General features: G+C 67.6%; 14 protein-coding genes and 2 pseudogenes. 5 read left to right on the top strand and 11 right to left on the bottom strand.

What is annotated here, in order from left to right:
* Positions 1-307: 307 nt before the first annotated feature.
* The gene (locus tag ACZ7G1_RS36900) at positions 308-649 is read right to left on the bottom strand and encodes a C40 family peptidase (protein WP_471204416.1); all 342 of its coding nucleotides are present in this window, start codon (positions 647-649) and stop codon (positions 308-310) included.
* Between the two features lie 102 nt (positions 650-751).
* Between ACZ7G1_RS36900 and ACZ7G1_RS36895 the strand changes: the two genes are divergently transcribed.
* The 3 genes from ACZ7G1_RS36895 to ACZ7G1_RS36885 all read left to right on the top strand — a co-directional run bounded on the left by ACZ7G1_RS36895 (position 752) and on the right by ACZ7G1_RS36885 (position 3,207).
* Positions 752-1,210, top strand: coding sequence for a hypothetical protein (locus ACZ7G1_RS36895; RefSeq protein ID WP_470881266.1), 459 nt, complete (start codon positions 752-754; stop codon positions 1,208-1,210).
* A gap of 141 nt (positions 1,211-1,351) precedes the next feature.
* Positions 1,352-2,281, top strand: coding sequence for an endonuclease/exonuclease/phosphatase family protein (locus tag ACZ7G1_RS36890; RefSeq protein WP_470881326.1), 930 nt, complete (start codon positions 1,352-1,354; stop codon positions 2,279-2,281).
* 377 nt (positions 2,282-2,658) lie between these two features.
* Positions 2,659-3,207: a DUF4262 domain-containing protein gene (locus ACZ7G1_RS36885; protein ID WP_470881267.1), complete on the top strand. Its 549-nt coding sequence runs from the start codon at positions 2,659-2,661 to the stop codon at positions 3,205-3,207.
* A gap of 37 nt (positions 3,208-3,244) precedes the next feature.
* Here the strand turns inward: ACZ7G1_RS36885 and ACZ7G1_RS36880 are convergent, their stop codons facing one another.
* Positions 3,245-4,204, bottom strand: a complete 960-nt coding sequence (locus ACZ7G1_RS36880) for a transposase (protein ID WP_470881269.1) — start codon at positions 4,202-4,204, stop codon at positions 3,245-3,247.
* Between the two features lies 1 nt (position 4,205).
* Positions 4,206-4,820 (bottom strand): annotated as a pseudogene (locus ACZ7G1_RS36875) (transposase family protein); the annotation flags it as partial.
* A gap of 489 nt (positions 4,821-5,309) precedes the next feature.
* On the opposite strand from ACZ7G1_RS36875, the gene ACZ7G1_RS36870 reads away from it, so the two are divergent.
* Positions 5,310-6,614, top strand: a complete 1,305-nt coding sequence (locus tag ACZ7G1_RS36870; protein WP_470881271.1) for a hypothetical protein — start codon at positions 5,310-5,312, stop codon at positions 6,612-6,614.
* 399 nt (positions 6,615-7,013) lie between these two features.
* On the opposite strand, the gene ACZ7G1_RS36865 is transcribed toward ACZ7G1_RS36870, so the two are convergent.
* The 8 genes from ACZ7G1_RS36865 to ACZ7G1_RS36830 all read right to left on the bottom strand — a co-directional run bounded on the left by ACZ7G1_RS36865 (position 7,014) and on the right by ACZ7G1_RS36830 (position 14,376).
* A complete protein-coding gene (locus ACZ7G1_RS36865; protein WP_470881272.1) occupies positions 7,014-7,994 on the bottom strand; it encodes a DUF6292 family protein in 981 nt (326 codons plus the stop codon).
* Between the two features lie 514 nt (positions 7,995-8,508).
* The gene (locus ACZ7G1_RS36860; protein WP_470881274.1) at positions 8,509-9,705 is read right to left on the bottom strand and encodes a hypothetical protein; all 1,197 of its coding nucleotides are present in this window, start codon (positions 9,703-9,705) and stop codon (positions 8,509-8,511) included.
* Positions 9,706-9,831: 126 nt separating this feature from the next.
* On the bottom strand, positions 9,832-10,083 hold the full coding sequence (locus ACZ7G1_RS36855) for a hypothetical protein (RefSeq protein ID WP_470881328.1): 252 nt from the start codon (positions 10,081-10,083) through the stop codon (positions 9,832-9,834).
* 181 nt (positions 10,084-10,264) lie between these two features.
* A complete protein-coding gene (locus ACZ7G1_RS36850) occupies positions 10,265-11,188 on the bottom strand; it encodes a hypothetical protein (RefSeq protein ID WP_470881276.1) in 924 nt (307 codons plus the stop codon).
* A 46-nt stretch (positions 11,189-11,234) separates the two neighbouring features.
* Positions 11,235-11,534 carry a hypothetical protein gene (locus ACZ7G1_RS36845; RefSeq protein WP_470881278.1) on the bottom strand — a complete coding sequence of 100 codons (300 nt, stop codon included), beginning with the start codon at positions 11,532-11,534 and terminating at the stop codon, positions 11,235-11,237.
* A 245-nt stretch (positions 11,535-11,779) separates the two neighbouring features.
* Complete coding sequence (locus tag ACZ7G1_RS36840; RefSeq protein ID WP_470881279.1) at positions 11,780-12,580, bottom strand: hypothetical protein; 801 nt, start codon at positions 12,578-12,580, stop codon at positions 11,780-11,782.
* The gene (locus ACZ7G1_RS36835; RefSeq protein WP_470881281.1) at positions 12,493-13,155 is read right to left on the bottom strand and encodes a hypothetical protein; all 663 of its coding nucleotides are present in this window, start codon (positions 13,153-13,155) and stop codon (positions 12,493-12,495) included. The genes ACZ7G1_RS36840 and ACZ7G1_RS36835 overlap by 88 nt, the downstream gene beginning before the upstream one ends.
* A gap of 1,071 nt (positions 13,156-14,226) precedes the next feature.
* Entirely contained in the window at positions 14,227-14,376 is a 150-nt protein-coding gene (locus ACZ7G1_RS36830; RefSeq protein ID WP_470881283.1) for a hypothetical protein, read from the bottom strand.
* Positions 14,377-14,478: 102 nt separating this feature from the next.
* Between ACZ7G1_RS36830 and ACZ7G1_RS36825 the strand changes: the two are divergent.
* A pseudogene (locus tag ACZ7G1_RS36825) lies at positions 14,479-14,766 on the top strand (transposase); the annotation flags it as partial.
* Between the last annotated feature and the right edge of the window lie 1,080 nt (positions 14,767-15,846).

Raw genomic sequence — 15,846 nt, 5'->3', positions numbered from 1 at the left:
ACGGCGGCCTGCGACCGGGCCTCCCCGAGCGCGGGGGTGTTGCTGAGGTGCACGGTGAGTTCGGCGACGTAGTACGGCTGCCGGGGTACGGGGAAGGGCATGATGCCGCCGAAGGCATCAAGGTCGTCGGGCTCGACGGCCGACCGGGCGGCCTCGGCCTGCTGGCTTGCGGTGCGGGTGGCTTCGGCATCGCGGGCGAGCCCGTCGCCGTCCTTACCGACTACGGCGTCCGCGTCGCGCAGCCGCTATCCGGCACGCTCCGCAACGGTCCGGCCGAGGAGCTGGTGCTCCTCGCTGGAGGCGATGGTCACAGCAGGTGGGCTCCTCCGGCGAAGCCGTCGTCCCACGGGGGCTCGGAGCGGACGTTGGTGCCGGGGCGGGGGGTGTTGATCATCTGTCCGTTTCCGAGGTAGATGGCGACGTGGTGGATGGTGGCGTCGCGGGTGGGGTCGTAGGCGAAGAAGACGCGGTCGCCGGGGCTCAGGGCCTGGATGCCGGCTGAGGCGGGGGTGCTGCGGTCTTTGCCGGCTTGCTGGGAGGCGGTGCGGGGCAGGGTGATGCCGGCGTGGGCGTAGGCGTAGAGGGTGAGGCCGGAGCAGTCGAAGCCGCGGATGTGGGCGCCGCTCTTGCCGCTGGGTGAGCAGCAGATGCCGGTGCTGGGGCCGTGGGCGTTGCCGCCGCCCCAGGAGTAGGGGGTGCCGGTTTGGGCGAGGGCGGCGTTGATGACGGTTCGGGCGGTGGCGGTGGCGGGTTGGCCGAGGGGGATGGTGCCGGTGGAGAGCTGGCTGTAGCGGTCGATCCAGCCGAGGATGTCGTCGACGTAGGCGGTGGAGTGGTTGTACTGGTAGATCGCGGTGCGGAGTTGGGTGCGGTCGTCGAGGTCGCGACCACTGCCGCTGCCGCTGTTGCCGTTGCCGTTGCCGCAGAGATAGACGGTGGCGCCGAGGGCGGCATCGTCGGCGTTGTGCGGATTCGCCGTCCCGTCGCCGTTGGCGTCGCGGCCGGAACCGTTCCAGGTGGAGAGAAGGAACTGGAAGGGGCCGACGTCCAGGAAGTCGTAGGCCGCACGACCTTGATCGCAGCTCTGCTCACCGCCCTCGACTCCGCGGGGTACCGGATAAGGGACGCTGCGAGAGAGCTTCTCGTCGCCTACGACATAGTCCCCTACACCTTCCCGCTCGAAGGGGCGGCAAGATCGGGATCAGTATGATCAGCGGACCGGAGCGATGTGGCACCGGTTCTCACAGCCTGGTCTTTTCGCCCGAAGGCGATGAACGCCATCCGCTGATCCACGACCACAAACCGCGGGCCGTACCGCGGCAGTACGCGGTAAGACTGGATGAACGTGTCCATGGATTTCCTGCTCAGAAACCTACGACGGGTACTGGCCCTTGCCGCCGCCGTGCTGCTGACAACCTTCGGTGCGGCTTCGTCCGCCCAGGCCGACCTCGTCACGCCGGGGACGGCGCCCTCCGTTCGGATGCTCACCTACAACGCCTGCGGCGCCTCCACGTCTTCCTGTCCACACACCGGCGTCACGGCGGACCAGTGGGCCACGACAATCAAGACCTCCGTGGACAACTGGTCCGCGGACTCCCTCATGCTCAGCGAGATTTGCTACGGGCAGTACGCCGCCCTGCGTGACAAGCTCACCGGATACGCGCCCGTCTGGTACGCGACGAGCAACGCCAGTGGGTGCGGCAAGTGGTACGGGACCGGCCCCGACCTGCGCATCGGCCTGGCTGTCTTCGTCAAGACCGAGTCCGTGACACGGCTCACCGCAGCACTGCCGGCCAATGCCGAGGACGGCAACCCGCGCGGCCTGCTCTGCGCCAAGGGCGAGATCGAGAACCGCGAGGCGCTGTCCTGCGTGACGCACCTGTCGCACAAGGGCGACGCCGGCCGCCTCACGCAGGCCCAGGCCGTCCGCAGCCAGGTCGACGCCTGGGCCACGGTCGTCCCCCAGCAGCCGCAGCGCCTGCCCGTGATCCTGGCGGGAGACTTCAACGCGCAGCCCACCGACGTCGAGATGAACGAGTTCTACGGCTTCCAGGGGGGTCAGGGCAGCTACGGAGAGGTCGACGAGCGCGACCAGGACTATTTCACCCCTGACTGCACGGGCACCTACTGCCGCTCCGGGGAGACCACGTTCCCCGACAAGAAACTGGACTACATCTTCGTCTCCGCCGACCACTTCAAGGACGTGCAGGGCGACGCCATGGGCAAGACCGCGAACATGTCCGACCACAATCTCCTTCGCGGCGCAGCTGCCTGGGAGTAGAAACGCGTCAGGCAACAGATCCCCACTGCCCGGCAAGAGGACACGCCCCGACCGGGAAGCTGACGATCTCCGGAAGATCTCTGACTCAAGTCCCCCCGATGAGTGATCACTGATGTGATGTGGGACCGGATCGAGCCGCAGAATTCGGCCGATCCGCTCCGTCGGCGGCGGCCGGCCAACTGGCTTTGTGGGTGACTTTCAGCAACGTCCATTGCTCAGCGGCAGGAACGCCCGGTTGCACGGGAGAGTGATGTCGCTGAGTTTCGGGTTCTGGCACAAACCTTGGGGAGCCATCGCAGAGGGTGACGGCGCCGTTCGATTGAGAGGGCCCAAACCCCGGTTGCTCGACGTGAGGGCTCACCTCGTACCCTCCGCACTTGAGTGATGATCCATTCCAGTGCCGCTGTGTCCTCTGCCATGACTACGGCGACCGGGACGAAGCAGACCGTAGGGATCTGAGAGTCATCGAGCATGTGCAGCAGCACGGATGGCACGTCGTGATGGTTCCCGAAGATGAGATCGGCCCTGGATTCGCCTACACAATCGGCCTCGCGCACACGCACGGCGGACCTGAACTTGCCATGTTCGGGCTCGATGTCCACGCCATGCACCGCATGCTCAACGCCCTCGGAGAGAAGGCGGCCGCGGGCGAAGCGCTGGCGGACGGCCAGAGCCATCCTGATGTCGTCGACGGTCATCGAGTCGTACTCAGGCACGTCGATCGCGGCTGGTACCAGCCCTTCTTCGGGCAGGTCATCGGGTTCTACCGGCGGCCGCCTCTGCCCGTGCTGCAAGTCGCGTGGCCTGATGACGAAGGCCGTTTCCACTGGGACGAGCAGGCTGACGAGAGGCATCGCGAGTCGCAGCCTCAGCTGTGGCTGCCTCCGAGTGACCATCCTGTCGGGGTCTGGACGACTGAACTCTGATCTCAAGTGGCCGGGGAGCCAGCACGCGAGCAATGCACTACTGAAGCAAGATCATCTTGCGTAGGACCTCGAATCCAGCGCGACCATAGAGCTGTCTCTTGATCTTCTTGATGCGGTTCACGGCACCCTCGATGCTGCCGGAGCTCCAGTCCAGGGTGAGGCCGGCGGTCACGGCGTCGAGGTCTCGGAGCAGGTGGAGTGCGAAGCCGGTGAGCCCGGGCAGCCGGCTGGCGTCGACGGCGTCGATCCAGGCAGGGAGCGTGCTTCCGAGGCGGCTGGTGAGTATCTCGCCGAAGTCGCGGACGTGTCCGGCGGCCGTGTCCAGTTCGGGGCAGCGGGCCAGGACGTCCTTCAGGCCGACGCGGTCCTCCTCGCTCAGGGCGGTGGGGTGGCGGGTGAGCCAGCCGGTCACCTGCCGTACCGTCGGCGGCCGCGGCGGTGCGGCGGACGGAGCCCCGCGCAAGGTGGCGATGTGGGCGCGGACCATGCCGTAGGTGACGGGAGCTTGCTCGGCGATCAGTTCGCCGTGCAGTCGGGTGACGCTGGTGCATCCCTCGGCGAAACGGCGCTCCAAGTAGGGCTTGTAGGGGTCCAGCCTGCTGGGCCGGGGCGGGTTGTCGCGGATGGTGTCCTGCCAGCGTGCGGCGTTCGCGTATCGGAGCACGGTGTTGAGCCCCCAGCCCAGGTGCCGGGCGATCGCCCGGCGTGAGTGGCCCTGGGCGCGCATCTCGTGGACCAGGGCATGTGCGGCCTTCTTGCGCTCGGCCCGCCGACCGACGGGCTCCGCTTCGTCCTGCGGCCGACCGGAAGCCGGTCGAGTGTCCTGCGGCAACATGCCGCTGGACGTCGGGTTGCGCAGGCAGTCGCGGTGGGCAGCGACGCAGATCTCCACCGCGCGGCCGAGGCCCTGCCACAGGTGGAACCGGTCGGCGACCTGCAGAGCGTCGGGCTCCCTCGGCGTAGGCGCCTGCCCGGTCCCGGCAGATGATCTCCACACCGGGCTGACGCTCCAGCCAGGCGGCCAGCGGCCCGGCTTCACGCGTCGGGAGGATATCGACCACGCGATGGTCTTCGACGCTGATCAAGACGGTGGCGTAGGTCTGGCCGCGACGGATCGCGAAGTCGTCCACCCCCAGCACCCGCGGAGTACTGAGCCTCGGATCGGGCAGCGCCATGACCCTGCGTAACAAGGTCATCCGTCCAGCACCGAAGCCCAACTGGGCAGCCAGCCGAGCGCCGGCCCGCCCCGCCAGGGCCAGCCCCACCCGCTCCGGGGTGCGGTTGAGCCGCGTGGTGAACCGGGAGTGCGGGACAGTCAGCCGGGAGAAAAGCTCGGCGAACGTCCGGCGTGGGCAGTCCGCCGACCCGCAGATGAAGCGTCTGACCGTCAGCCGGATCACAAAGCCCTGGTCAGCCGGAGGAAGGTCTCTCAGCCTGCGCTGGTAACGGTCGTGGACCCGCTCCGAGAAGCGGCCGCAGTCCGGACACGCCGCCGCGACCGCGCGGCCTCTCGCCACCACCTCAACCGTGCCGAACGCGGCCGCAACCGCCCCGACCTCCACCTCGTCGATCCCGTCGAACACCAGCTCCCAGAACGGTGCATCGGTCTGCATGACCAACACCATCACCGTCCACGGCCGACCAAAGCAGTGAACGGAATACACCTGAGGGGGCGCCACTTCCGGCTGTCTGACGCGGCGGCGTACGCCGTCTCGCACGAGCCAGTCCCTCGCAATCGAACATCGAGGTAACGCTCCGCGACCGCTCCCCAAGATCTGTGCCAGAACCTCGTTTTCACCTACGCAGCCAAATGGGGTTCAGGGTGGCAGGAGGGGGCGTATACATGCCCCCTCCTGCCATACCGTCAGATTCTGGGGAAGAACACCCACGAGGCGAGCGAGTGGCTGGGTCACCAGCGCCAGGGTTTACACCTCCGGCAGTACCTCCGCTCCCCCGCCCAGTTCACCCGCCCAAGCGACGGTTCAGCCGCCCTCCGGTGCAACCCTCACAACTTCACGACGTTGCCGGTCGAGACCACCGGAAAGGCGTGGCTGGTGAGGGCGTTGTGCAGATAGGGTCGCCCAGCGCAAAGGGGGTTGCTGATGAGCAACAAGGTCGTGACTCTGCCGGAGATCCCGAAGGCCGGCGAGGAGCTCGAGGACTACATCGCCGCACTGTTCCAGGCGTCTGGTCACTTCGTGGAGAAACAGATCATCGAGTCGGATCCGGCCGACATCCTTGAGCTCGACATCTTCGCAACCGATTACGGGCCTGAAAAGGCGGTGCGACGGCTGGTTGAGGTCAAGGGCGGGAAGTGGGGCTTCACCGACCTGTTCAAGGTCGTGGGGTGGATGAAGTACCTGGACCTTGAGCATGGGGCGTTCTTCATGACCCGGTGGGAGGACCGCACGTCCGCTCTGCGGAAGATGGAGCCCCTCGGTCTGGACATCGTGTGCTTCGACGACTTCACAACCGCTCCGCAGCTGTTCACGGAGAAGGGGTACGGCTCCTTCGCGGAACCGCGGCTCATCGGTCTGTGGCGGCACTCGTACAGAGTCGAGCGCAAGTTCGTCAAGCTCATCCACAAGCAGGAGCGAGCCGGAGACGAAGGCGCCAAGGCCGCGAAGACCTACCACCGGCAGATCAACAACGGCACCTTCTTCGCCAGGGCCCCAGAGGAATCGCTGGCGATGCTCTACGAGGCGTACGGGGAGCACCCCAAGCTGACCCTGGGCTACGCACGCGAAATCGACGGGGGAGACTTCGACCCGCACACGGCCGCGAGCGACAGTCCGAGCTGTCAGGCGGCGCTCCGGCACGGCAGGCACCCTGAGCTCCAGGCGTGCATGTACCTCGAGCACCGGGCCCGGCTCGCCATCCTCAAGGCCGCCGTGGACTACGCGCTCGCACATCCCGACGGCCCTCCTGAGTTCCGCATGTCCAAGGATGGGAAGTCCTTCTTCTTCGAAGGGCTGACCTACCACGTCCTGCCGGAGACGTTCCACGACGGCATCGCGTGGCTTCGGGAGCAGCCGAGCTTCCGGCGCTACGCGACCTTCTGGCAGCAGTTCCTGTGGGGATGGGGAGGGTTCTACCTGAAGGACAGGACCGGGGACGAGTTCGAGTGGATGGCGGAATACTCCGGCATCCCTGCCAACGAAATCCCCACAGCCCTCGAAGCCTTCGACCGCTTCTTCCCAATTTCGAATGGCTGGCTCACCACACCAGGCAGCACCGACATTCACATGCTCAAGATGGTGCCGTACATCTTCCAGGGCGTCGGCGCCCACCAGCGCCGCATCCAGTACAACCTGGTCGACAACCTGGCCGCGCTCCAGCCGAGCGCCCCGTACACGATCCCCGATCTCTCGAAGCGCATCAACTGCACGGTCGACTTCCTGCTGTAGGCGTGGCACCCGGCCCATCCCAAGGGGGCGCCGCCCGGGTCTCCCCGGACGGCGCCCCCTTGTCGTGCCGGGCAGTCAGGCCTGAGTGGAGGAGAACAGCACGGGGGTGGTCGATGTGGTGGTACTCGATCTTGACCCCGTACCGGCCGTCCCACGGCTCCCACGCCTGCCGCCCGACCGCTTCTGCCACCGCCACCGACGGCACCAGCCCCAAGAAAGTCCCCAGGGCGCGCCCCACCGGCCCTCAGCCCGCGCCCGGCGCCGCGCCCCCGTGCGGCTCCCCCGGCTCGTCCGGCCAACAGGCGGCCAAGTGCGCCCCGACTGCCGTCTGAGCGACAGAACGGAAGCCCGCCGAAGGCGGTTGGATTCCGGGTGCCTTCAGGGGCTTGAGACGGTGTGTCAGAAGGTGAGTGCGGCCAGGAGTTCGGCGGGACGGGGCTCGGCGCTTCCGGGAAGGAGGCAGTGGCTTCCTGGTGCGGTATACGGGTGGAGGCGTCGGGTGGCTGTGCGCCATCCCTCGCCTTCTTCCCAGACAAGCGCGGCCGCCGGCGCTTCAGAGGTGAGAAGAACTGCGGCACGGAGTGTGTCATGGCTCTGCTCGACGTCCGGTGCGGTGGGGGTGTCGGTGAGGCCAGCGTCGTGCAGCGCAGCCGTAATCGTGGTGAGGTAGGCCCCAGCTTGGCGGGCGCGGAGTTCGGTGAGGGCCTGGTGCACGGCGGTGCGCACCTGACCGGCGGGGTAGCCGAGTTCGGCAGCGGCTTGCTGGGGGGTGAGGGTGGAATCGGCGGCCAGGCGATCGGCGATCCGGCTGGCGCGCAGGTGGGTCAGGGCGCGCTGTGCGGTGTCGCGGTGGACGCCGAGGGTTTCTGTAACGCGCGCGGCAGTGATGGCGGGGTCGGCGTCGAGGAGGGGCGCGGAGAGTACGAGGAGCCGGTCGCGGGGGATCTGGTCGCCGGCGTTCTTGGGGCGGCCTCCGGTGGCGGGGCGGCTGTTCCTGGCGTCGCGGTATGCGCGGATGATGCCGCGGGGCCAGTGCTCGACGCCGGCGACGACAGCCTGGTGGTCGGCTAGGGCGGGGCGTTTCTTGTAGGCGCTCCAGCCGGTCAGGGCTACGCCGAGTTCAGCAGCGGCTTCGCTTCGGTCGAGGAGGTCCTCGTCACTGTCGGTGCTGGACAGTTCGGGGACGGGGGCGCCGAGGAGGTATGCGTCGACCCTGTCGGCGTCGAACAGGAGGGTACGGGCGCCGTCTGAGCTGATCGGGGCTGGGAAGCCTTCCGCGGCGTACGGTTTGACGACCTGGTAGCGCCCGAGGCTCAAGCCCTGCTGTCCGGCAAGATCGGCGAGGGTGCGGACCTTGTCGACGCGGCCAGCGCGGATCACGGCGAAATCCAATACGGGCGATATGAGGCGGGCTGGGCGCGGCCGTGAGCAGCCACGATCATGCCCCGGACAAGAAAACTGTACCGAATGCCTTTCGCGTCGCTACGGCGCTACACTCGCCGACAAGCCTCGCGGGTCCCTGGATCGGCGGGTGTCTTGGTAGACCGGCCGCCCGTGCCACCCGCCCTTCGGGCGGACTGAGGGCGCCGGCCGCTTCACCGGGCCATGGTCCTGGACGGCTGCGGACGTCAGTCACTCGTCGTCCTGGCCCACGTCCTCACAGCGTCTCGCACCAGCTGGTAGATCATGGAACCCGGGCCCTGAGAAGCGGCCGCCGATGCCCGTACGCGCCCCAGAACGGATCGCCCACTGCACCCAGACCGGCGAGACATGAACTGGCCCGGATCGGTCGGCACCAGACCAACGCAGTGAACGCGCGCATCACGAAATCACCGTGGACTGGAACGAGAGCGGGGCCGGACAGGGTTGTCTGTCCGGCCCCGCTCTCGTGTGGTCAGTCGGCTTCGAGTTCGGCGGGAGCGCGGTCCGATGTGGTGGCCGTCTGGCTGAGGGACAGGCCCAGCAGCAGCGCTCCTTCGAGGCCGGTGAGCAGCGCGAGGAGCTGGTCCCTCTCCTCCTGGGTGCCGTCGTCGTCGTGCTTGAACTTCTGCAGGCTGGTGCGGGTGGTCACGATCGCGCGAGCCAGGGCGTCGTGGAGGAGGGACGGTCCGCCGCCGTTGTCGTACTCGTTGGCTTCGCGGGCTACGGTGCCGCCACGGTAGACGAAGCACAGTGCCTCGGCCCGCTTGGTCGGGAGGGTGACGCCGGCCTTCTCGTGGGTGAGCTCAGGCTCGTCCGGCAGGTTGGCTTCAACCCAGGCCACGACCTCTGCCTTGGTAAAAGCCTCGCGCATGATGCGGTCGATTAGCTCGATCAGGGAGTTGGCCGCCTGGGAGATCCCATCCTCGGAGTGCCTCAAAGCGTCCTTGGCCCCTCTGATCTTCCTGACGAGCTGGGAGTTCTCGCGCTCCACCCTCTTGGCCGAGGACTCGACCACACAGTGCCTGACGTTGCTGACGATCTCCGCAAGGTTGTCGGGCCGCCAGTTGGAGAGGTCGTCGGCCGTGGCGGCCGTGAGCTGCATGGGGAGCGTGGAGATGACCTTCTCTCCGATCATCTCGTCGATCGCGACGATCCCCTGGGTCAGTTCGATGCTGAGAAGGTCGGTCTTCGAGATGGCTTTCCGCTGGTTCTCCGTCATGTTGCCGAGCGCGTCGCTCCAGGCCACAGCGAACGGCATCAGCGCGCGGACCCCACGCCTGAGCGCCAGGGCTACGATCGCGCTGTCGTCTTTGAACGCCTCCACCAGGCGCCTGAATTCGGCGGCACCCAGCAGCCGCAGCGCGAAGATCTGATAACTCCCGCCTTTGAAGGACTTCATCCAGGCAAGCAACCGGTCGCGGTCCTGTATCTGGGCGAGCGTGAAGTCGAGCCCCGCCTGCAGTTCTGCGGTCTCGAACTCATCAAAGAAGGCGTTGATCCGCTCCTGCCAGGACTGGGAGCTGTCATCGTCCATCAGCACTCGACACAGCGAGACGAGGAGGTCTGCACCGAGGACGGCGGCGTCGTCGAAGCGCAGGGCCGTGCGGACGTCAGGGGCGAGGTGCCGGATGAACTCGGCGACACGCGATCTCTGGTTCTGACCACCCACACGGTCTTGCATGTTCGCCTCGCTCTGTCCGCGCCGCGCGCACTCGATTGCCGACAAAGGTACTCAGAACGGGTCGGATATATAACCGAATTTCCGTACCGCCCGTGTATCTGTGCCCGGCGGTCCTCAGGGGGTGTCGCCTTCCCAGTCGCGGCCCGGCTCTCCGGAGCGCGGCTTGTACAGGGCACGGCCGTCGGAACCGAAACGGCCGAGGCCCGTCATCAGGGAGACCCCGGTCTCGATCCCGTCCGCGGTCCTGCCGGTGATGTCGAGGAGCAGGCCGTCCAGTGGCCCGCCGACCAGTTCGGCGTAGATGGGGCCGGGCTTCGGGCCCGGGTCGGGATCGTCGTGGTCGCTGCCGTACACGCGGCCGCGCATCAGCTGCTCGTCACTGTTCACCACTCAAGCTTCGCAGTCACCACTGACAGTCCCCAGGGGCAGACGAAGTATGGAGTGACCTCTCGGGCCCCTGTCGTGTACATCACCCCGACGCCGCCGTCCTCCAAGCGGCCTCGTCATTTCCGCGTGGCCAGTCCCGGCCACGCTCAAGTGCTGGTTCTCAACAGCGGCCCACAGCCCCAGTAGAAAACCAGCGGACCAAAAGAGTGGCGAGGTCGACGGCCATCTGAGCCTGCTCATTCGTCTCGGATGCGGTCGGCTGCTGGCCGCCGTGGCGACTGGTCTGTCCGGTCCAGAGGAGTTCCATCATCGACCGGACCGATTCCAGTCCTTGGTCGCCGGTCTTCCCGGGCAGAACGACCTTCAGCTTGTGGGAAATCTGAGGAATCTGGCCGAGCATCGTTCCCAGCGTGGCCTTCCGGTTGTTCGGCTGGATGACGGCATGCGCTGCTGCCTCCACGGCCTTAATGGCTTCGCTGTAGGCCCTGACGGGATCCGGATGCAGAGCGTAGGCGGAGTCGTAGGCGCGACGCAGGTGGGTACTGGCCGAACCTCGGTCCGGCTGCTGGGCTGCCTCGGCAGCGCTGTCCACCAGCCGGTTCAGCGTGGGGTCCACCCGGCGTACGAGCGCACGGCCGTCCTTCCGAAGGGTGTAGACGGACCGGCCGTCTTCCAGCAGCTGCTTCAAGGGAGACCGGTGTGTGGAGAACTGCATGTTCGTGAGGCCGGCGGCGATGGCCGCGAAAGCGACCGTCGCGGTCGAAGACTCCCGCCAGGACAAGACCTCGTTCCGTGACGGAGTAGGCCCTCCCGTTGGCAGCAGGTCCAGAACCGCGTCGACGACGTCGTAGACGGTCTCTGTCGACGCGTGCCACGCGAGAAACTCTACGTCGTCGACATCTTCGGTGCCGAAGTCTCGTGCCATGTCGCAGCGCAGCAGCACGCGCTCGACCAGGCTCACCGAGCCGGCGGCGACCTGCTCGATCCATACACGCAAAGCTTGTTCCAGCGCAGGGGACAGTGCATCCCGGAGAGCCGGACCCGCGGCGTTGCGCGTCGACAGAGGAGTCCAGATGTCAGTCACCGGGCAACGGTAGATCGAGCGAGGTCACATCCAACAGGGAGTTATCTCAATTGGCGTTCCGGGGCCGGTTGCGTGCCCTCTGTCGCAGCTGGTCGACCCGGTACAGGTACTCCGCGCCTTCCCTGCCGGCCGGAGCAGGGAACTCGGAGTCGTTGCGGCGGGCCCAGCGCAGGCCGGCGAGGGTCATGCCGTCCAGCTCCTGCTGCGCGGCCTGCAGCCCGACCAGCCCCACGCCGCTCCCGGCCAGGTCGGCCGTTTCGGAGCTGGCCCCACTCTCCGCCCCTGGCGGGTTACCCACGGTCGTACCCGGCTTGTGGATGGTGAGTGGCTGCTGGTTGCCGGGCACGCCGGCCATGGCCCAGCGCGGGCTTCGGCTTCGGAGAGGTTGAGGACCTGGGGCTCGCGGACGGTGCCGCCGAGGACGACCTGGACGCGGCCGGGATGCCGGGTGGGCTTGGGGGCGGGGTGGACTTCGGGGACGAGCATCTTCCAGGCGTTGAGGGTGTAGCGGACGAGGATGCGGGTGGAGAAGTACTCCCGCATCTCCGGCCCACCGAGGGCGCGGGCGGTGGGCCGTAGGGGGTGGCGACCTCACCGATCGCGCGGCGCACGTGCTCGGAGTCGAGCAGGCTTTTCGCGGTGCGCCAGACCCGGTTTCCATGGCGGTCGAACTGCAGGGCGGTGACGCGATCGACGGCTTCGCGGCGGCGTTCGTCGCCGACGCGGTAGTAGCCCATGGTTGGTGTGGATCAGACAGTGGTCCATCAGCTCCTTGAGGACGTCCACGCCGACGCCAGCGTCGGCGTGCCGCTGGGCGTAGCAGTGCCGGTAGGCATAGGGGAAGATCCGGGTCTTGTCGAATGGCACCATCTGGGTGATGCGGCGGTCTTCCTCGGTGACGACGACGGGCACGAGCAAGTCGGGCAAGGACCTCACCCAGGTCCGGTGGTAGCCGGAGATGTCGCTGAGCGGCTTGGTGCCCTCCGGGTTGGATTTGGGTCGCGGCAGGAGCCGCAGCCGGGTCGGGTCTGCCGTAGGAAATCGCTCGCGGACGCGCTGCTGCTGACGGCGGATGACCGCGGCGGTCTCGGCGCCGATCGGCAGGCGCCGTCCGAGCCGGTATCCCTTGTGGTTGTCGTAGATGAGGACATCGGAGCCGTCCGGATCCTGCTCCAGGCGGTGGAACGGCAGAGTGTGGATCTCGTCGGGGCGCCGTCCGGTGTCGATAAGCAACTCGGTGGCGACGCGGACCTCGGCGCTGCTCATGACCTCCAGCCCGTCCAGGTGGGCACACAGTGCGCGCATCACCTCGTCCGGCAGGTCGCGGCCGGCCTCAGTGCCCTCGGGCTCATCGGGCATGTCCTCCGGCCCGACCGCGAACTCGGTCGGCATGCCCTCCAGCAGCTGCCCCTTCGCAGTGAGCCCGAGGGTACGGAAGCGGAGGAGGACTCGGCGGACGAACCTGGCAAGGCTAGGCGCCGGGCCGGGCTGATCTTCCCGGTCGAAGTGAAGTAGCCCATGCAGTTGGTGAAGGCGACGATGTCGCCGCGACCCCATGCAGCGGGCTCCGCGCCGCGGTCCTGGCGCTGCAGGCGCAGGCTCTCCGAGAGCATGCCGACGGCTGCGATGATCGCGCGGGCGTGCTGGGCGGCGTTCTTGTTCCGGCGGCGGGGCAGGTCGTCGTAGACCCAGATCTTCATCGCCTCCCACAGCGGCTCCTGCAGCACGGGGGCGAACGAGATGTGGCCGGTATAGCCGAAAACCGCCATGTCCCAGACGTCCTTGACGCGTTCGGCTTCCGGCGTCATGTTCAGCAGGCGCAGTGCCCGCTGCCAGGCCCGGATCATCGTGCCCTGCTCGCGGCTGTGCCCAGCACCTGCCGGATCCGATACCTCCTGCAGTTCCTGCACCTGATGCGCGCGCAGCCGGTCGTAGAGCAGCCGCAGGCACTCAGGCCGGGCCTTCATGCCCTCCTGCGTCCGAGCCCACAGCCCGTACAGGACCTCAGCAACCAGCCGGTCTGGCAGACCGCGAAGGCTGACCTCGCGGTTCGTGCAGATCGCCTTGTCCGCACGCCGCCACAGGGCCTCGTCGAACCCCGGTGCCGCCCGAGCCCGGTACAGACGGTGCAGGTGGGCCTTGCAGTAGGGGTCCTGGCGGCCGACGCGGTCGAGGTAGCAGCGCGGCTACCTTGCACGGCCCGAGGGAGGCGTACCCGTTCACGCGGGGATGGGCGAGGAACTCCTCCCAGGTCAAGGCACTCAGGTCGGTCGTTCCGCGCTGGGAACGGTGTGCCTCGCACAGCCCGCTGGTGACACTGTCGCGAGGACGCCGGCAGCCTCCGACGGCACAAGGACCCTGCCCTACTCCGCGGCTGATTGCCTTCGGCACGAGCAGGAACTCCTCCAGCGGGAGGCTGGAGCCGCGCCAACGCTCCATGCAGCCACCGCACATCGGCCGTGTCAGCACGGTGATCGCCAGCGGGCAGAGAGAGACGGGGCAGTCGGGCAGGCCGATCACCGGATGCTGCCGCGGCCAGGTGATCACCCGCCGCTCCCAGTCCCACCCCAGCAGGGTCAGGAACTCTTCGTCCTGGGCGCGGAGGAGCTCCCCGAGCCGCTCATCACCTGCGAGCACCTCACTTGGCGGCAGGGCTGCAGCGCGCGGCCGTCACCGGTCGCCCTCCGGCCTGCCCAGGCCCCGAGGTGGCGGGACGCGCTCGACCGCCGCCCGCACACGACGCGGGTCAGGGCGTGTGCCTCCGTGCGACGGCTTCCCGCTCCCGGCCTCGGCCCCGGCGGCGTGAAGCAACGCGGGACTCCCGTGCCAGCGCGCGCTTGTCGTGGGTTGGGGCCGTTTTGCCGTTCACTCGGCCCCACGTCTGCACCCACTCGGAGAACAGACGCTCGGGAACCTCGCAGGCGATCAGGTAGGACAGCAGCGCCCGTTCCGGCGCTGGCAGGGACTCACGCCGCGATATCCGCCAGGCGGTACTGCGGGACAAGAAGGCGTAGTCCCTGTGCTCCTGGTAGCGGCGATTAGTACGCCACTCCATCTCCCGTGTCGGGGCGCCCATTCTTCTCCCGCACCCGCACAAGCGCGGCCGCGAGCTCGTCGCGGGTGCGGACGAATTCGATGTGCGGGGCGCGGGTGTAGGTGCGGCGGGTGATGCCGCAGTGGGCGTTCACCGCCCGCGTCCATACCTCCACCGCCTCGACGGGGTCGAGGTCGCAGATCCGGGCGTATCCCTCGACGGTCCTGCGGGCGGGAGGGGTCCGTCCCCCCTCGGTCTGCCGCTGCGGACCCTGCTGGTCGAGCAGCCGGTGGATGCCGCCGTGCCGACCGGCTACTGGGTGACCAACCTGCCCGCCATCACCCCCGTCACCGACCTGGTCCTCTGGGCGAAGATGCGCTGGCGCGTCGAACACGACTACCGCGAGCTCAAGCACGGCCTGGGCCTGGACCACTTCGAGGGCCGGACCTGGCGCGGCTGGCACCACCACGTCACCCTCGTCACCGCCGCCCAGGCCTTCCTCACCCTGCGGCGGCTCGACCGAAAAGCCCACACGCCAGCCTGACCCTCTACCAGGTCCTCGACACCCTCCAAAACCTGCTGCAGTGCTGAACCGGCACCTGCACCACCTGCGGCCGACGCCTGCCCCGCAACACAACCAGACTCAGAACCTAACGAAGCACTACTAGCGCCAGCAACAATGCAACTATCGAAGCGGTGCTGGCGGCGCGAGACCGGTATCTGGCAGTTGCGCCCCGCGCCCTCAACGAGACCTGACTGGCGCAGTCGCAGGGGGTGGTGGTCTCGACCGTCAGGCCCGGGACCACCACCCGCGTTGGTTGCCGGGTGATCTACATCACTGCCGGGGCAGCTGGCTCCACGGCTTCAAGACGTGACCCCGCATCAAACGCAGGTACGCGCAGACCGGTACTGTTTGCCCAAGCCCTTTCTCAAGCTTCATCTGCTGCACCCGATACGCGGGTTCGGCCTCCTGGCGGAGTCGCCGGGAGGCGCTCCCCGCACCGGTTGGGGCGGGCCATTGCTGAGAGAGGAAACCTCTTGGAAACGGCCAAGCGGACTAAGCGGCGGACTGTTTTGCAGCACGTCGGACAGGCCTTGGTTAAGTTGAGCGTCTACGTACTTGGACAGCTCATCTGCTCCTGGCTCGGCCTGTAAAACGAGGAAGGGCCCAGCGCTGGTCGGCGAGTACGTGCCGACCAGCGCATCTTCACTGCCCAAAGTCTTGAGGCTTGAGAACCGTTCGAAGGCGGGGCAGGCGTTGGTCCGATCTCGTCGGCTTGTGGCCATGGCGGGTGCCTGGGGCCCAATTCTCGGAAGCTTCGCTTCGCCGGCGCTCCAGTAGACTTTCTCGGCGGTCTTCACAGGGCACAAGTGATCCGGTGTGTGGTTGCCGTGCCGCGGCCCTGGGCGTCACCGCGATTCTTCTGCGGTGCCGGCGGCGCGGAAGCGAGTCGATGAGCTTTCGCTTAGCCGCATGTCCGCGCCGCCGTAGTGCGACCGTAGCAGTTCGCTGTTCGACGGGTGACCGCTGTCGTCACCTTGGGTAACTGAGATACTTGTCCACCTCATGTTCCCTGAAGCGTTGCGGTGGAGAGCGTGGGGGCGGGGCAGACGGTCGGCATCG

Source organism: Streptomyces sp. NPDC037273, assembly GCF_055603625.1.
This window is presented reverse-complemented; position numbering and strand designations above follow the sequence as displayed.